Origin of the sequence: Agrobacterium sp. 33MFTa1.1, from assembly GCF_004328495.1 — a bacterium.
GTDB lineage: Bacteria > Pseudomonadota > Alphaproteobacteria > Rhizobiales > Rhizobiaceae > Agrobacterium > Agrobacterium pusense.
This window is the reverse complement of the sequence record NZ_CP036359.1, coordinates 1,487,960-1,502,553: the sequence shown is the minus strand read 5'-3', so window position 1 is coordinate 1,502,553 and position 14,594 is coordinate 1,487,960. Positions and strand designations below refer to the sequence as shown.

Here is a 14,594-nt window from a genome sequence, read left to right as displayed (position 1 = left end):
TTCCTTTACGCGGCAAGCGCCGATGCGCTGGCGAAAATGAAGTCCGATGCGTCGAGTACATTGACATCGACCCCGTTCAGCGTGACGGAGACGGACGTGTCTGGCCAAGAGGATAACGGCATTTCCATTATCATCATACCACAACAAATCGTCCACCGATGTTGCGCCCCAGGCGGATACATCGAGCTTGTCCGTACCATCCTCATCATCGAGAATTAGTGCGCCGACGCGGGCCCATGGCCCGAGTTACCAGGGAACCCGGCAATTTTTGCAGCCGGGTTCTTCCATCGTCAGATTGCCCCGTCGACGATGACCATCGGCCTCCCCTGCGAGCAGGGTTCGACACGTGCATCGATGCGATAGATTTCGCGCAGCATGTCGGATGTTATCACCGCTTCCGTGCTGCCGCTCACCACCATTTCGCCCTGTGCGATCACCATCGTCTTCTCGCAATAGCGCAGCGCGTGGTTGAGATCATGCAGCGCAATCAGCACGATCATGCCTGTCTTCTGCGCGAGTTCGGTGACGAAGCCCAGAACCTCGATCTGCCGGTGGAGATCGAGTGCGGAAGTCGGCTCATCCATCAGCAGCACCTCCGGCTTGCGGGCAAGCGCCTGTGCCAGCGAGACCAGCTGGCGCTGGCCGCCTGACAATTCGCCAAGCCCGCGGAAGGCAAGGTCATGGATTTTCAGCGCCTTGAGAATGGCGTCGATCTCGAACAGCTCATGATCCTGAACGCGCCAGCCGCCGCCCTGCTTGGCCGAAAGCAGAACGGATTCATAGACCGTCAGCACCGCGTTTGCACCGGTGTCCTGCGGCATGTAGCAGATGGCGCGGTCTCCACGGGCGGTATCGGAAAGTTCCACCAGCCCCGGACCGGAGATCAGGCTGGCGATGCGCTTGAAAAGCGTCGACTTGCCGGCGGCATTCGGGCCGATCACCGCCGTCACGCTACCGCTTTCGAGCGTATCGATGCCCACCTTGGAGAGAACCGTGGTGCGCCCATAGGCGGCGCCAACATCCTTCAATGCGAGGGCTACCATGCGCGTCTCCTGTTACCGAAAATAAGCGCGAAAAAGAAAGGTACGCCCACCAGCGCCGTGATGACGCCGATCGGCAGAACAGCGCCGGGAATGAGTATCTTGCTGATGACCGAGGTTGCAGACAACAGCAATGCTCCGCAGATCACCGAACCCGGCAGGAAGAAGCGCTGATCTTCACCCACCAGCATGCGGGCGATGTGCGGCCCCACCAGCCCGACAAAACCGATTGTTCCGACGAAAGAAACCGGAATGGCGGCCAGCAGGCTGACCGTCAGCATCGTCTGCAGCCGCAGACGGCGCACATTGATGCCCATGCTGGCCGCCTTGTCATCGCCAAGCCTGAGCGCCGTCAGCGCCCAGGCGTTGCGCATGAACATCGGCACGGTAACGAGAAGAATGGCGGCGGTGACATAGACCTTGTCCCAGGTCGCCTTCGTCAGGCTGCCCATGGTCCAGAAGACGACGGCGGCAAGCGCCTGTTCGGAAGCGAGGTATTCGAGCAGCGACAGCGCCGCATTGAAGGTAAAGACCAGTGCGATGCCAAGCAGCACGATCGTTTCAACCGTCACACCGCGAAGGGTCGACGCGAAATGGATGAAAAGGGCCGCAACCATTGCCATGATGAAGGCATTGATCGGCACCATGTAGTGCACGGCGCCCGGAAAGATCGCCACCCCGCCGACGAGCGCCAGCGCCGCACCGAAGCTTGCGGCGGCCGAGATACCGAGCGTGAACGGACTGGCGAGCGGGTTCGACAGGATGGTCTGCATCTGAGCGCCCGCCACCGAAAGCGACGCGCCGACGGTGACCGCCATCAGCGCGATCGGCATGCGGATGTCCCAGATGACCACACGCAGCTGGTTTCCCACCGCGGCCGGATCGGCGATGGTCGCAAGCACTTCGGAGAGGGTGTAGCGAGCCGGACCGAGCGCCATGTCTGCGGCCATGCTGAAACACAGGGCGATGAAAAGCCCGAAGAGGATGACGATCCTGCGCGCGGCAAGGGCGCGATATTGATCGCGCCCGCTGACGCCAACGGCGCTTTCATTCAGCGAACTCATTGGTTCAAACCTTTTTCGAGCGAGGCGAAATAGCCGGGCTTGTAGGTGACGGGAAGGAATTTCCGGTGAAACTCCTCGAAATTCTTTTCCGGATCGAGATCGGCGAAGAGGTCCGGGTGAAACCACTTGGCGAATTGCTGGATCGGGAAAAACTCGTAAGGCGCACCATAGAACTGGTGCCAGACGGCGTGCACGTTGCCTTGCTTGACGGCCGTCAGTTCCGGAAACGGCGTGCGCTTCATCAGGTTGGCCAGTCGCTCACGGGAAAGAGCCATATCCGCACCGCGTCCTACGGGAACGAACTGATTGATGTCGGATTCAGCCGCCCAGTTCGAACCTGTGACAATCACGTGCTCGGGATCGGCAACGACGAGTTGTTCGGGATTGAGGTCGCCAAAGGTCGTCTTGATGATGCCATCCGCAATATTGCGACCACCGGCGAGATCGACCATGGCACCGAAATTGGCCGGGCCAAAAGTGCGGCAGCAGTTGTTTTCACCAGAAATGCCGGGCGAACGCTCAATGAAGACGTTAGGGCGCTTCAAGTCCTTGACGCTGGCGAGCCGGTCGGTCACACGGGCGATTTCGGCACGGCGATAGGCGATGAACTCCTCCGCACGCTCTTCGGCGCCGAAGAGTTTGCCGAGGATTTCGACCGAGGCTTCACTGTTCTTTTCGGGATCGATGCGAAAATCGAGATAGACGACCTTGATACCGGCAGCTTCGGCTTTTTCTTCGAAACCGCTTTCCTTGGCTGATTTCTCCGCTTCGAGATTGAGTGTGATGACATCAGGCGAAAGCGTGATGGCCGACTCGAGGCTGAAATCCCCCTGTGGCACGTAACCGAAGCGCGGCAGTTTCTCGATCTCGGGGAAACGCTCGACGTAGGCGGCGTAGCTGTCCGGGTCCTTCTTGAGCAGGTCGTCACGCCAGCCAACAATAGTATCGAAAGTCTGGTCGCCCTTCAGCGCCGCGATGACGTGAACCTGGCGCGCCTCGCCAACGATGACACGCTTGGCCGGCAGGTCCAGCTCGATCTTGCGTCCGGTGACATCGATGATCTCCCCCGCATGAGCCGCGACGGCGAGAAGGGAGAAGGCCAGCATCGCAAGATGCCTGAGGGCGTTGAGCCGCATGAGAAGGTCCTCATCAAGTTCAAAACAAAACGATGAAGCCGCGTGGCTGCGGCTTCATCCATCGAGTGGACCGGCGCTCCTCCTTCACCGTCCCTGTCTTATTTCGCATCCTTCAGCGAAACGAAGTAGCCGGGCTTGTAGTCAAGCGGCAGGAAGCGGGCGTGAAGTTCCTTGAACGTGGCTTCGGGATCGAGATCCTTGAAGAGATCAGGGTGCAGCCACTTGGCGATTTCCTGAATGGCCACGAACTGATAGGGATTGTTATAGAACTGGTGCCAGATGGCGTGGACATTGCCATCCTTCACGGCCTGGACGCCTGTGAAAGCCGGGCGTTTGGTCAGGTTTTCCAGCTTGCGACGGGCCTCCTTCACATCCGCGCCGTAACCGACGCCGACCCAGTTGCCGCCGGGAACATAACCGTTCCAGTTGCCGCCGGTGATGATGATCTGCTCCGGGTTGGAAGCGATGATCTGCTCAGGATTGACGGTGCCGAAGGTGCCCGGAATAATATCCTTGGCCAAGTTGATGCCGCCCGCCAGCTCCACCATCTTGCCAAAATTCTCGTTGCCGAAAGACATGCAGCAATCGTCGGAGTAACCGCCGGCACGCTCCATGAAAACAACAGGTTTCTTCGGATTTGCCTTTTCAAGCGTGTCCGTTACCTTCGCGATGGATTCCGCCCGGAACGTGATGAAGTCTTCCGCGATTTTTTCCTTGCCGATCAGCTTGCCCATCAGACGCATGCTCGGCTCGGTGTTTTCCATCGGCTTTTCGCGGAAGTCGACATAGACCAGCGGAATGCCGACCTTTGCGAGCTTTTCGATGTAACCTGCCTCTTCGGTCGCCGTCTTCGCGTCGATGTTCATCAGAATGACGTCGGGCTTCAGGGCAACGGCCTGCTCGACATCGAAGGTGCCATCCTTCATGCCGCCGAAAGTCGGCAGCTTGGCGATATCGGGGTATTTGGCGAGATAGGCGTCGTAGGTTTCCGGATCGGCCTTCGACAGATCGTCACGCCAGCCCACCACGTGCTGGAAAGGGTTTTCCTTGTCGAGCGCCGCCAGGAAGTAAATTTGCCGGCCTTCGCCGAGAATGACGTGCGAAACGGGAACGTTGACTTCGACATCCCGGCCGGTCACATCCTTGACGGTGACCTTTTCGGCCAATGCCGGCCATGCGGCAGATACGAGAAGGCCAAGGGCAAATGCCGCAGATTTGGCTGAGATGCGCATCGGATATTGCTCTCCAGTGTTAACTGGCGCGGCTGTATTATTTTCTGACTGTACTAGTCAACATTTATGTTTTAGAGCCATTCTTAACTGACCGGTACATGAGCTGAAGACCAATGATCGACACCATAGAATATGGCAAAAACGACAGCCTGAGAGACGAAATCAAAGCCTACTGGTCCGGCCGCGCCGCGACTTTCGACCTGTCCCCCGGCCATGAAATTTTTTCCGAAGAGGAGCGAGAGGCGTGGCACGCGCTGATCTTGAAACATCTTGGTCCGGGTGAGGGGCGCAGCGCGCTCGATCTTGCCAGCGGCACCGGCGTCATCTCTCACCTCATGGACGATCTCGGATTTCAGGTTACCGGCATGGACTGGTCCGAAACAATGCTGGCGCTTGCCCGTGAAAAAGCAAAAAGCCGTGGGCGTAGCATCCGTTTCTTCGTCGGCGATGCCGAAAACACGATGGAGCCGGATGAGAGCGCCGATATCATCATCACCCGCCATCTGGTCTGGACGCTGGTCGATCCACGGGCAAGTTTCGCGGAGTGGTTCCGAGTGCTGAAACCGGGTGGACGCCTGCTGATCGTGGATGGCGATTTCGTCAATACCAGCTGGCGCGAAAAACTGGTAAAGAAACTTGCGGCAGGTCTCGAAGGCTTGGGATTGGTCAAACAGGATCAGCCGCACAAGCCAGCGGATCCGGAAAATACCTTCACCAGCATCCTGTCGCGTGTCTATTTTTCAAACGGTGCGAGAGCCGGCGAAGTTGCAGCGCTTCTGCGACAGACGGGTTTCGAACCTGTTGCAATCGATCAGGAACTCCAGGCCATTCACCGCGCCCAGGCGAAAAATTTCAGCCTGCTGAAAGGTATACTCCGGGGGCTGCAGCATCGTTATGCAGTCTGCGCGGTGAAGCCGGACATCACAGGCAAAACCTGAGGCTCCGTCTGTGTCCTCAGGCCAGATTGTGAGATCCAGAGCATCAAGTCCCTGACCGTAGAAGACTGTCTTCTGATGACCAATGCGCAACGGTGACTGGGGGGGCGGATCATTCCCTGCCCTGTTGCACGGACTGACCGGCACCTCATTTTTCCGCGCGCTCGAAAAGTTCCTCGAAGCGCGGTTTTGCCCGAGCTGGCATATCGACCGTCCGGTAGCTCTGCGGCAGGGTCGCATCGCCGACCTTGATCAGCATGACCATGCCCATGCCATAATGCGGTGAACATTTGATACCGTAGAAACCCGGCTTGTCGAAAGCGGTCTCGAATTCATCATTGATCCGGCTTTTGAAACCTTCCACACCTTCAGGAACCATCCCCTCAACGGTCGCGGCATTGTGACTCTTGTGGGTTGGCACGAAGCGTACGCGATCACCGGCGGTGATCTCCAGAAAATCGGGCTCGAACACCATTGGGCCCTTCTCGCCCCTGTTCAGCATTTTCACCTCGAAGGTTTCTGCCGAGGCATGTACGGATAAACCCGACCCCATGAGCACGGCAACGCCTGCAACTCTTGCAAGCCTCAGCAATTTCATCATGCCATGACCTTTCTTGCATGATCGGCCCGTCCGTGGGCCGGCAGAAAACGAATGTGCGATAAGCCTCTTCCATCAACCGTCACAACGCATTCCACTCCGAAGACAGACGCTATCGTTGCCGGCGTCAGGACTTCGCGCGGCGCGCCGATGGCGATCATCTCACCGCGATGCATAATGGCGATGCGGTCGCAGAACATGGCGGCGTGATTGAGATCATGAAGGGCCGCCACAACGGTCAATCCCTGCCGGCGCACCAGATCGAGCAAGCCGATCTGGTGGCCGATGTCGAGGTGATTGGTCGGCTCGTCCAGCAGCAGAATATTGGGCTCCTGCGCCAATGCGCGGGCGATATGCAGTCGCTGGCGCTCACCACCGGAAAGGTGGTGCCAGCTGCGCTCCGCCTTGTCGGCCATGTCGACATTATCGAGCGCGGCCTCGACGATCGCGTCGTCATGCGCAGACCACGTAGAAAGTGGACCGAGATAGGGCGTGCGCCCCAATTCAACCGCCTGTCGTGCCGTAATGCGCTCGGTGGTTTCGGCCTGCTGCTCCACAAAAGCCAGCCGGCGAGCGAGTTCACGCCGTCCGAGGGAGGCGAGCGGATCGCCGCCGAGCATGACGTGACCATGGCGCGGCTTGCGGATGCCGGCCAGCATGGAGAGCAGCGTGCTTTTACCGGACCCATTCGGGCCGATTATACCGAGAAACTCTCCGGAGCCGACATCGAGCGAGACACCGCGTACGATGTCGATATTGCCTGCGCGAAATTTCAGGTCATGAGCGGATAGCTTCACGAACGTCCCCTCTTCTGTCCGAGGATGAAGGCGAAGGCGGGCGCGCCGACAAGCGCGGTGATGACACCGATGGGCAGCACCTGCCCGGGAATGACGACGCGGGAGAGAATATCGGCGATGATCATGAATACCGCACCGGTCAATGCTGTCACCGGCAGCAGCAGCCCATGGCGGACGCCGACGAAGATGCGTGCCGCGTGGGGAATGACGAGGCCGACAAAGCCGATGGACCCGACCAGCGAGACCATCACCGCCGTCATGATCGCCGAAACCGAGATCAGTACTGCATACGTCCGCCGCACCGGAATGCCGAGCGAGGCAGCCGCCTGCCCGCCGAAGGCAAAAGCATCAAGCGCCCGGGCGTGCCAGAGGCAAACCGCAAGACCGGCAACACTGACCGGCAGGGCCAGCCACACATCCGGCCAGCGCACGCCCGAGAGGTTCCCCAGCAGCCAGAACATGATACCGCGCGCCTGTTCGGCATTGGCGGATTTGGTGACGATGAAGGACGTCATGGCATTGAACAGTTGCGAACCAGCCACCCCGGCCAAGATGATGGCACTGTTGCCGTGCCCTGCACGCACCGCCAGAAGACTGACAAGCGAGAATGCGACGAAGGCACCGATCAGTGCCCCCGCCGGCATTGTCAGAAAGCCCGCCCCAAAGCCGAGAAGGGCCACGCCCACCGCTCCGGTGGAGGCGCCCGCGGAAATACCGAGGATATAGGGGTCGGCAAGCGGGTTGCGCAGCAGCGATTGCAGAACCGCGCCGGCAAGCGCCAGTGAAGCCCCGCAGCAGGCGGCCACGACGGCGCGGCTGAGACGATAACTCCACACAATTCCCTCATCCAGCGGCTCCAGCGGATAACCGGCGTCAAACACCCGGTTGGCGATGGTTTTCGCCACCACATCGAATGGAATGGCGGTTTCGCCGATGGCCGCCCCGGCCATCAGCGCGCCGAGCAGCAGGGCGAGCGCGGCAAAAACCAGCCCTCCTCTGCCGAGATGGATTGAAAACCCGCTCACTTGGCGAGACCGGCAGCCGAAATTGCCTCAGCCAGCGTTTCAATGCCTTCGATCGTCCGGATGGTCGGGTTCATCGCCTGGGCATCCATCTCGAAGACGTGACCTTCCTTGACAGCTGGCATGATGCTGGCCACGGGATCGGTGGCGAGGAATTTCTGCTTGACAGCGATGTCGTCAGCCGGGAACCGGCGGCGGTCCATCTTTCCGGCCACAATCACCGAAGGATTGGCCTTGGCGATGGTTTCCCAACCGACCGTTGGCCATTCTTCGTCGCTCTCGATCACATTCTTTAGGCCGAGCGCCGACATGATGTAGCCGGGCGCGCCGTTGCGGCCCGCCACATAGGGATCGATATCCAGTTCCGCGCTGGAGAACCAGAAGACGGCGGAAAGCTTGCCGTTTGCGGAAGCAATCTTTGCGCGGGCAGCCTCTTCCCGTTTTTTGAGATCATTGACCACTTCTTCGCCGCGATCCTGGACGTTGAAAATCTGCGCGAGGTCGCGGATTTCCTGATAGATCAAATCCATTGTGAAGCCGGTCTTGCGCACGCCGTCGCCGCCCCCGGAATTGTCCTTGCCCACGCAATCTGCCGGCGAGGTGTAAACAGGAATGCCGAGTTCGGCGAATTGCGCCGGCGTACCGACAACGCCCTCGGGGCCGATCTGCCACTGGAACTGCGTTGTGACGAGGTCCGGCCTCTTTCCGACGACGGCCTCGAAGCTTGGATCATTGTCGGCCAGACGCTCCACCCTGGAATTGGCCTCCTCATAGCCCGCAAGGACCGGGCCGATCCACAGGGCCGTGCCAACGACCTTGTCGGCCAGCCCGAGCAGATAAAGAACCTCAGTCGTGCTCTGGCCGACGGAGACGGCGCGGGCGGGCGGCTGCTTGAAAGTGATGCCGTGACCGCAGCTTTTGATTGTCAAGGGATATACCGTTTCCGCGGCATTGGCGGTGGCGCCGGGCAGAACTGCAAGCGCAGCAGCGAGAAAGCCGGCGCGGACCGGCAGGCGTCCAGAATGAAACATGTGTTCTCCAATCGAAATGAAATCGCTTGTTCCAGAGCAGCGGCGTCAGAGCGCGCAGCAACCACGGAACGTCTTGTACGGAGAACGGTAACAGGACGCAAACCAAATGTTATGAAATAACATTACAATCTCCTCTTCCGGGCTTCCCCGCCCGTAACGATGGTTTATATTTTGACGGCAGGTCTCCTGACTCACGGATTTGCGCCTTTCATCTGCCTTCCCGCATTCCGGAGAATGCAGTGGCATGACGCCATCTGCGTCACGAGGATGAGCGGCAATCCGCTTACAGTTGCGGGGGCAGCCACGGCATTGGGCGATAATCATCACCCGCACCGTGTTCCCTATTAATCCCTTCGCCTTTCGGCTGCAGGAACCGTCGCTTTCTCACATAAGGGTCAAGGGGCAGTGCGTCAATCATCAAAGCATGTTTCTAGCGCAGCGGAACGCATCGCGTCGAGCGACGCCCGAAACAGGACCACCACATAATCAGTCGAATTGAGGCGGTTCAAAACTGCGCTTCAGCACAGCGATGGACCCGCAATGGCGAAAATCCTCGCCGGACCCGAACCCGCAGGCTGCGGCGCCTGTTTCGACATGGTGGTAAGAGTTTCGATCACGACCAGGCCGGATTGAGTCAGAAAATCGGTCAATACGCCCTGGTCTTGCACGGCATCCAGACGGACGAGCTGATCGTCCAGATCGGCAAAATGCCGGCTCACCAGCGCGACCGCATCTTTCTCCTCAACTGCGACGACCGGACCGACGATGTGACCTCGCCCGGCCGCCCGGCGCAGTGCGAAAGCCACCAGACGATCGACCTCGAAAAGGCCATAGCCATTATCGTCGCGCAGAAGACGTTGCAGCACGCCCCGCCTCGATACGCCCAAAGCCACCCGGTCAATCGTCACGACCGCTGACAAATGATCTTCCGAGAGGGGCTCGATCCGTTGCTTTCTGCCAAGCCCCGGTGTCTGCACGGGGGAGCGCGCCCTGCCCCTGAACAGCTGCACCTTTTCCGCATCTCCGGAAAAGCCTAGCCCTGCAAAAAGACGACGTGAAACGTCCGTGGCGTTCAGCCGCAAGACGGTTGACGGGTATTTTGCCAGAAGCTGCCGCACCAGCCAGGGCGCCACGCCACGCCCCTGCAGACGTGGCGATACGATGACCATGCCGAGCGTCGCGAAACCCTGATCATAGGGAAAGAGCATCGCTGTCGCGACAACACGGTCGATCTCGTCCAGCGCAGCGAGACCGACACCGCATTGCCTCAGGAAACACCATTCATTGGCGTGATAGCGCCATCCGACCGCCATGGAGAGGGCGTGCAGACGATCTGCCTCCACATCGGCAATATCCACGGTCCGCAACTCGAAACTATCGACTTTGAGCAGCTCCATCGCAAACGGCTCTCACTCCCTCCAGCGCGGGGAACCAGCGTTCCCGGCGTCCAAGCCATGACGTCCGAGGATAACGAGCCATGCCAGCACGAATTTTCTGAAAGCACTGGAAGGACACAACAATCTACCGAAATACCTCGCTTTTCAGCAGATAAACGCCTTCGGCCGTTCTAAGCTTTTGCAATGAGCAATGCGGCCATCATAACGGGCCAACGGGGACGACCATGAACGCAATCGAAATCCTTGAGCGTCTCGTCGCCTTTCCGTCAGTGGTGGGAACGGCCAATGGCGGCATTGCCGGATGGATTGCCGAATATTTGGAAAGCCATGGCGCAAGAGTATCCGTGATTCCGGGGCCGGAGGGAGACCGCGCCAATCTCTTCGCCACCTTCGGACCAGCCGATCGGGCCGGTTACATTCTGTCCGGGCACATGGATGTGGTACCCGCCGGAGAACCGGAATGGTCTTCCGATCCTTTCCGGCTGAGAACGGAAAACGACAGGCTTTACGGACGCGGGACGACCGACATGAAAGGTTTTCTGGCAACCGTCCTCGCCGCAGCCCCTGCCTATTCGCGCATGACGCTTCAGCGCCCCGTGCATATCGCCTTTTCCTACGACGAGGAGGCAGGTTGCCGCGGTGTTCCCCATCTCATCGCGCGCCTGCCGGAACTGTGCGCGCCACCGGCGGGCGCCATTATCGGCGAGCCCAGCAATTTGCGTTCCGTGCGTGCCCACAAGGGAAAAGCCGCGGCGCGGGTCAGCATCCGTGGCAGGTCAGGCCATTCTTCACGGCCCGATCAGGGAGTGAACGCCATTCATCTGATGGCAGGCATCATCGCGACGGCGGTGGAGGCGGCAGACGCGTTGACCCGGGGTCCTTTAGAGAAGACCTTCGAGCCGCCCTACTCGTCCCTGCAGATCGGTACCGTCAACGGCGGACAGGCGATCAACATCATTCCCGATCATTGCGCCATCGAACTGGAGGCAAGGGCTATTTCAGGTGTCTCGCCAATCGACCTGCTGGAGCCGGTACGACGTCGCGTGGAGGCGCTCACCGCGACAGGTGTCGATATCGAATGGCTGCCGATGAGCGCCTATCCGGCGCTGTCGCTTTCCCCCGAGGCCCCGCTCGCCTCGCTTTTGGAGGAACTGACCGGCACTCCCGGTCTCGCGGCCGTCAGCTATGGCACGGAGGCCGGGCTCTTTCAGGCTGCGGGCATCGACGCCATCATCTGCGGCCCCGGCGATATCGGCCGCGCCCATAAACCGGACGAATTCATAACAGCGGGCGAACTTTCCGCCTGCCAGTCGATGCTGGAAATGCTCGGCCGGCGCTGCACGGCTTGAACCCTCGAAACCACGGATCAGATGACATTTCTCTTTAACTCCGACGCCAGACGCGGCGAAATCTTCCGGCAGGCCCTGGCTGACGAATTGCCGGATCTGCCCTTCGCAATGGATACCTCCAAGGTCGATCCCGATGCAGTCCGTTACCTCATCACCTGGACGGTGCCGGAGGATATAGCGCGTTATCGTAACCTCGAAATCCTCTTTTCGATCGGGGCCGGTGTGGACCAGTTTCACATCGATACGGTCCCGCAGACGGTGAAAGTCGTACGCATGGTGGATGAGGGGATCATCCGCATGATGCAGGAATATATCTGCCTCGGCGTGCTCGCCCTTCACCGCAATCTCCCCGCCTATCTGAAACAGCAGCGGCAGCAGTTGTGGAAGGCGCTGCCGCAACGGCAGGCAGAAGACTGCCGGATTGGCGTTCTTGGCCTCGGCATGCTGGGCGTCGCAGCGCTGGAGCGGTTAAGAACTTTCGGCTTTCCGCTCGCCGGCTGGAGCCGGTCGCCGCGCGAGATCGATGGCGTCACCTGTCACCATGGCGATGACGGGCTGAAAGCCATGCTCTCCACCAGCGACATCCTCATCTGCCTGCTGCCGCTGACGGACGAGACCACCGGACTTCTCAACGCCCAGCGCCTGAGCCTTTTACCCGATGGCGCGGGACTTCTTCACGCCGGACGTGGCAGACAGCTCGATCACGGCGCACTCCTCGATGCGCTCGATAAAGGCCGGCTCTCGGGTGCAGTGGTCGACGTTACGGATCCCGAACCGTTGCCCGAAGACCATCCTTTCTGGACCCACCCCAAAATTCTCCTGACGCCGCATATCGCCAGCGTCACTCAGCCCCATTCCGCGGCACGCACCGTTGTCGAAAACATCAAACGTCACGAGTCCGGTCTTCAACCGCTCGGCCTTGTCGACCGCCGCCGCGGATATTGATCATCACGCCTGTTTCAGAAAGGAAAATCCATGCCGCTTCTCAAGCCCATCGATACCAACCCCGATTTCGAGCCCAAGGCCTCCAAGGCGCTGCCAGAACGCCTCATTGCAGGCGACCCGTCGTTCAAGACCTGGGCGCTTGACGAAGCTCGCGACGGAACCGTGAAGACAGGCATTTGGGAGGCGACACCGGGGGAAAGCCGTTCCATCAAAGGTGAGACCTTCGAGTTCTGCCATATTCTGGCCGGCGTCATCGAAATCACCCCTGATGGCGGCGAACCGCAACGTTATACGGCGGGCGACAGTTTCGTAATGAAACCCGGTTTCGTCGGCGTCTGGAAGACCATTGAGACGGTGCGCAAAATCTACGTCACAGTGAACGGATGAGGCGTATCTCGCCGGTTTTCCAGGTTGCCCGCGACAACGGGAACCGGCGAGAGACCACGGGCAGCACGCACCAAAGATTGCGCTGTCTGGCAACGGTAAAACGGGATTTTCGTTCACTGCCACGGCTGCAGTCGGTCGATTTCGCTTGCCGACAGGAATTAGCTTTGAGGGCATATTCAAAGGGGATTTCCCATGACGCTCAGCTTCGATCCAGACAGCCTGTCCCTGCCAATCGGCCACTTCATCGGCAGCAGGCTCGTCACCGCTGAAAACGGTATCGACATGCACCGCCCATCGGACGGGGCCCCATATGCCGGGTGCCCGAAGGCGGATGCAGCCCTGGTGGATGAAGCGGTGCAAACGGCCAAGGCCGCACTGAAAAGCAGCAACTGGGGCGGGGTGCGCCCGCGCGAGCGCACCCGGGTCCTGCAACGCTGGGCTGACCTGATAGAGCAGGAAGCCGAGACGCTGGCAAAGATCGAGGCGCTGTCCTCGACCCGGCCGGTCGGCCAACTGATCGCCGGCGATATCGCCGTGACCGCCGAGCAAATCCGCTTCTTCGCCGAATTCGCCGACAAGGAAGGCGGCGATCTGGTGCCGACCGACGACACGAGCCTCGGCATGATCATGACGGAGCCATATGGCGTGGTGGGTGCGATTACACCGTGGAATTTTCCGGTCTCCATGGCTGGCTGGAAGCTTGGCCCGGCGCTTGCGGCAGGCAATGCCGTGGTGCTGAAACCTTCGGAGATGACGCCCTTCTCCAGTATTTTCATGGCGCAGCTGGCGATCAAGGCCGGGTTACCCGCCGGCCTCATCAACATCGTGCTGGGCGACGGTCCCGTCACGGGCAACGCCATCACCGGCCATCCCGAGATTTCCAAGGTGAGCTTCACCGGCTCCACCGCCGCGGGAGCCGCCATCATGGCCAATATCGCCCGTACAGGGATCAAGCCCATGACGCTGGAACTTGGTGGCAAGAGCCCACAGATTGTCTTCGCCGATGCGGATATCGAAAAGGCGGCGACGGCCATCGCCGCCAATATTCTCTCCAATGCCGGGCAGGCCTGTGTGGCCGGCTCGCGCATCCTCGTGGAGGACAGTGCGGCAGATGCCCTCTCCGCCGCGATCATCGCCCGCATGAAGGCGGTGAAGCCCGGGCCCACCTGGGACGAGGCAACGCAATATTCGCCTATTATCTCCGAGGTGCAGCGCAAGCGCATCGACGGTATCGTGCAGGCGGCGGTCTCCCATGGCGGCGAATGCCTTACCGGTGGCGCGATCATGGACGGCCCCGGCTATTTCTACCAGCCGACACTGATCGCAAACGTCGACCAGACCTCCCCCGCCGTGACCGAGGAAATCTTCGGGCCGGTGCTGACGCTGCAGACCTTCCGCACGGAAGAAGAGGCTCTTTCGCTTTCCGATCATCCGACCTACGGTCTGGCGGCGGGTCTTTTCAGCCGTGACGTCTCACGCGTCATGCGCCTGTCCCGCGCCATCCAGGCGGGTACGATCTGGGTCAACCGTTACGGCCGCTCGCGCGACCACATTCTGCCTACCGGCGGCTACAAACGCTCCGGCATCGGCAAGGATCTCGGACGGGAAGCCTATCTCGCCAACCGCAAGAGCAAGAGCGTCCTGATTGGACTGTGACAGGG

Annotated in this window: 14 protein-coding genes, 1 pseudogene and 1 riboswitch; of the genes and pseudogenes, 5 read left to right on the top strand and 10 right to left on the bottom strand. The window is 60.1% G+C overall.

Translation table 11 applies throughout. The features are described from left to right. Positions 1-5: 5 nt before the first annotated feature. The 5 genes and pseudogenes from EYD00_RS26110 to EYD00_RS20715 form a co-directional block, all read right to left on the bottom strand. A pseudogene (locus EYD00_RS26110) lies at positions 6-204 on the bottom strand (hypothetical protein); the annotation flags it as partial. An 86-nt stretch (positions 205-290) separates the two neighbouring features. After that, the gene (locus tag EYD00_RS20730; protein WP_034498336.1) at positions 291-1,043 is read right to left on the bottom strand and encodes an ABC transporter ATP-binding protein; all 753 of its coding nucleotides are present in this window, start codon (positions 1,041-1,043) and stop codon (positions 291-293) included. Then, a complete protein-coding gene (locus tag EYD00_RS20725; protein ID WP_034498339.1) occupies positions 1,037-2,104 on the bottom strand; it encodes a FecCD family ABC transporter permease in 1,068 nt (355 codons plus the stop codon). Before EYD00_RS20725 ends, EYD00_RS20730 begins: the two co-directional genes overlap by 7 nt. Beyond that, on the bottom strand, positions 2,101-3,240 hold the full coding sequence (locus EYD00_RS20720; protein ID WP_034498342.1) for an ABC transporter substrate-binding protein: 1,140 nt from the start codon (positions 3,238-3,240) through the stop codon (positions 2,101-2,103). The genes EYD00_RS20725 and EYD00_RS20720 overlap by 4 nt, the downstream gene beginning before the upstream one ends. 98 nt (positions 3,241-3,338) lie before the next feature. Beyond that, positions 3,339-4,472 carry an ABC transporter substrate-binding protein gene (locus EYD00_RS20715; RefSeq protein ID WP_034498344.1) on the bottom strand — a complete coding sequence of 378 codons (1,134 nt, stop codon included), beginning with the start codon at positions 4,470-4,472 and terminating at the stop codon, positions 3,339-3,341. A gap of 113 nt (positions 4,473-4,585) precedes the next feature. Here EYD00_RS20715 and EYD00_RS20710 point away from each other — a divergent pair, with 113 nt between their 5' ends. Then, positions 4,586-5,410 carry a class I SAM-dependent methyltransferase gene (locus EYD00_RS20710; protein WP_034498346.1) on the top strand — a complete coding sequence of 275 codons (825 nt, stop codon included), beginning with the start codon at positions 4,586-4,588 and terminating at the stop codon, positions 5,408-5,410. A 145-nt stretch (positions 5,411-5,555) separates the two neighbouring features. Here the strand turns inward: EYD00_RS20710 and EYD00_RS20705 are convergent, their stop codons facing one another. From EYD00_RS20705 to EYD00_RS20685, 5 genes are all read right to left on the bottom strand, one after another. After that, complete coding sequence (locus tag EYD00_RS20705) at positions 5,556-6,008, bottom strand: pseudoazurin (protein WP_034498349.1); 453 nt, start codon at positions 6,006-6,008, stop codon at positions 5,556-5,558. Next, the gene (locus EYD00_RS20700; RefSeq protein ID WP_034498352.1) at positions 6,005-6,802 is read right to left on the bottom strand and encodes an ABC transporter ATP-binding protein; all 798 of its coding nucleotides are present in this window, start codon (positions 6,800-6,802) and stop codon (positions 6,005-6,007) included. Before EYD00_RS20700 ends, EYD00_RS20705 begins: the two co-directional genes overlap by 4 nt. Further along, positions 6,799-7,827 (bottom strand): FecCD family ABC transporter permease, encoded by a 1,029-nt coding sequence (locus EYD00_RS20695; protein ID WP_034498354.1) that lies wholly within the window; start codon positions 7,825-7,827, stop codon positions 6,799-6,801. The genes EYD00_RS20700 and EYD00_RS20695 overlap by 4 nt, the downstream gene beginning before the upstream one ends. Next, the gene (locus tag EYD00_RS20690) at positions 7,824-8,855 is read right to left on the bottom strand and encodes an ABC transporter substrate-binding protein (RefSeq protein ID WP_034498357.1); all 1,032 of its coding nucleotides are present in this window, start codon (positions 8,853-8,855) and stop codon (positions 7,824-7,826) included. Before EYD00_RS20690 ends, EYD00_RS20695 begins: the two co-directional genes overlap by 4 nt. Positions 8,856-9,014: 159 nt before the next feature. Continuing rightward, positions 9,015-9,248: riboswitch (cobalamin riboswitch) on the bottom strand. 125 nt (positions 9,249-9,373) lie between these two features. Further along, on the bottom strand, positions 9,374-10,252 hold the full coding sequence (locus EYD00_RS20685) for a GNAT family N-acetyltransferase (RefSeq protein WP_034498360.1): 879 nt from the start codon (positions 10,250-10,252) through the stop codon (positions 9,374-9,376). Positions 10,253-10,476: 224 nt separating this feature from the next. On the opposite strand from EYD00_RS20685, the gene argE reads away from it, so the two are divergent. The 4 genes from argE (at position 10,477) to EYD00_RS20665 (ending at position 14,589) form a co-directional block, all read left to right on the top strand. Continuing rightward, positions 10,477-11,601, top strand: coding sequence for an acetylornithine deacetylase (argE, locus tag EYD00_RS20680; RefSeq protein WP_034498362.1), 1,125 nt, complete (start codon positions 10,477-10,479; stop codon positions 11,599-11,601). Between the two features lie 21 nt (positions 11,602-11,622). Beyond that, positions 11,623-12,546 (top strand): 2-hydroxyacid dehydrogenase, encoded by a 924-nt coding sequence (locus EYD00_RS20675; RefSeq protein ID WP_034498363.1) that lies wholly within the window; start codon positions 11,623-11,625, stop codon positions 12,544-12,546. Between the two features lie 30 nt (positions 12,547-12,576). Beyond that, complete coding sequence (locus tag EYD00_RS20670) at positions 12,577-12,933, top strand: cupin domain-containing protein (RefSeq protein WP_004438300.1); 357 nt, start codon at positions 12,577-12,579, stop codon at positions 12,931-12,933. Between the two features lie 192 nt (positions 12,934-13,125). After that, positions 13,126-14,589: an aldehyde dehydrogenase family protein gene (locus EYD00_RS20665; protein WP_034498365.1), complete on the top strand. Its 1,464-nt coding sequence runs from the start codon at positions 13,126-13,128 to the stop codon at positions 14,587-14,589. The last annotated feature ends 5 nt before the right edge of the window (positions 14,590-14,594 follow it).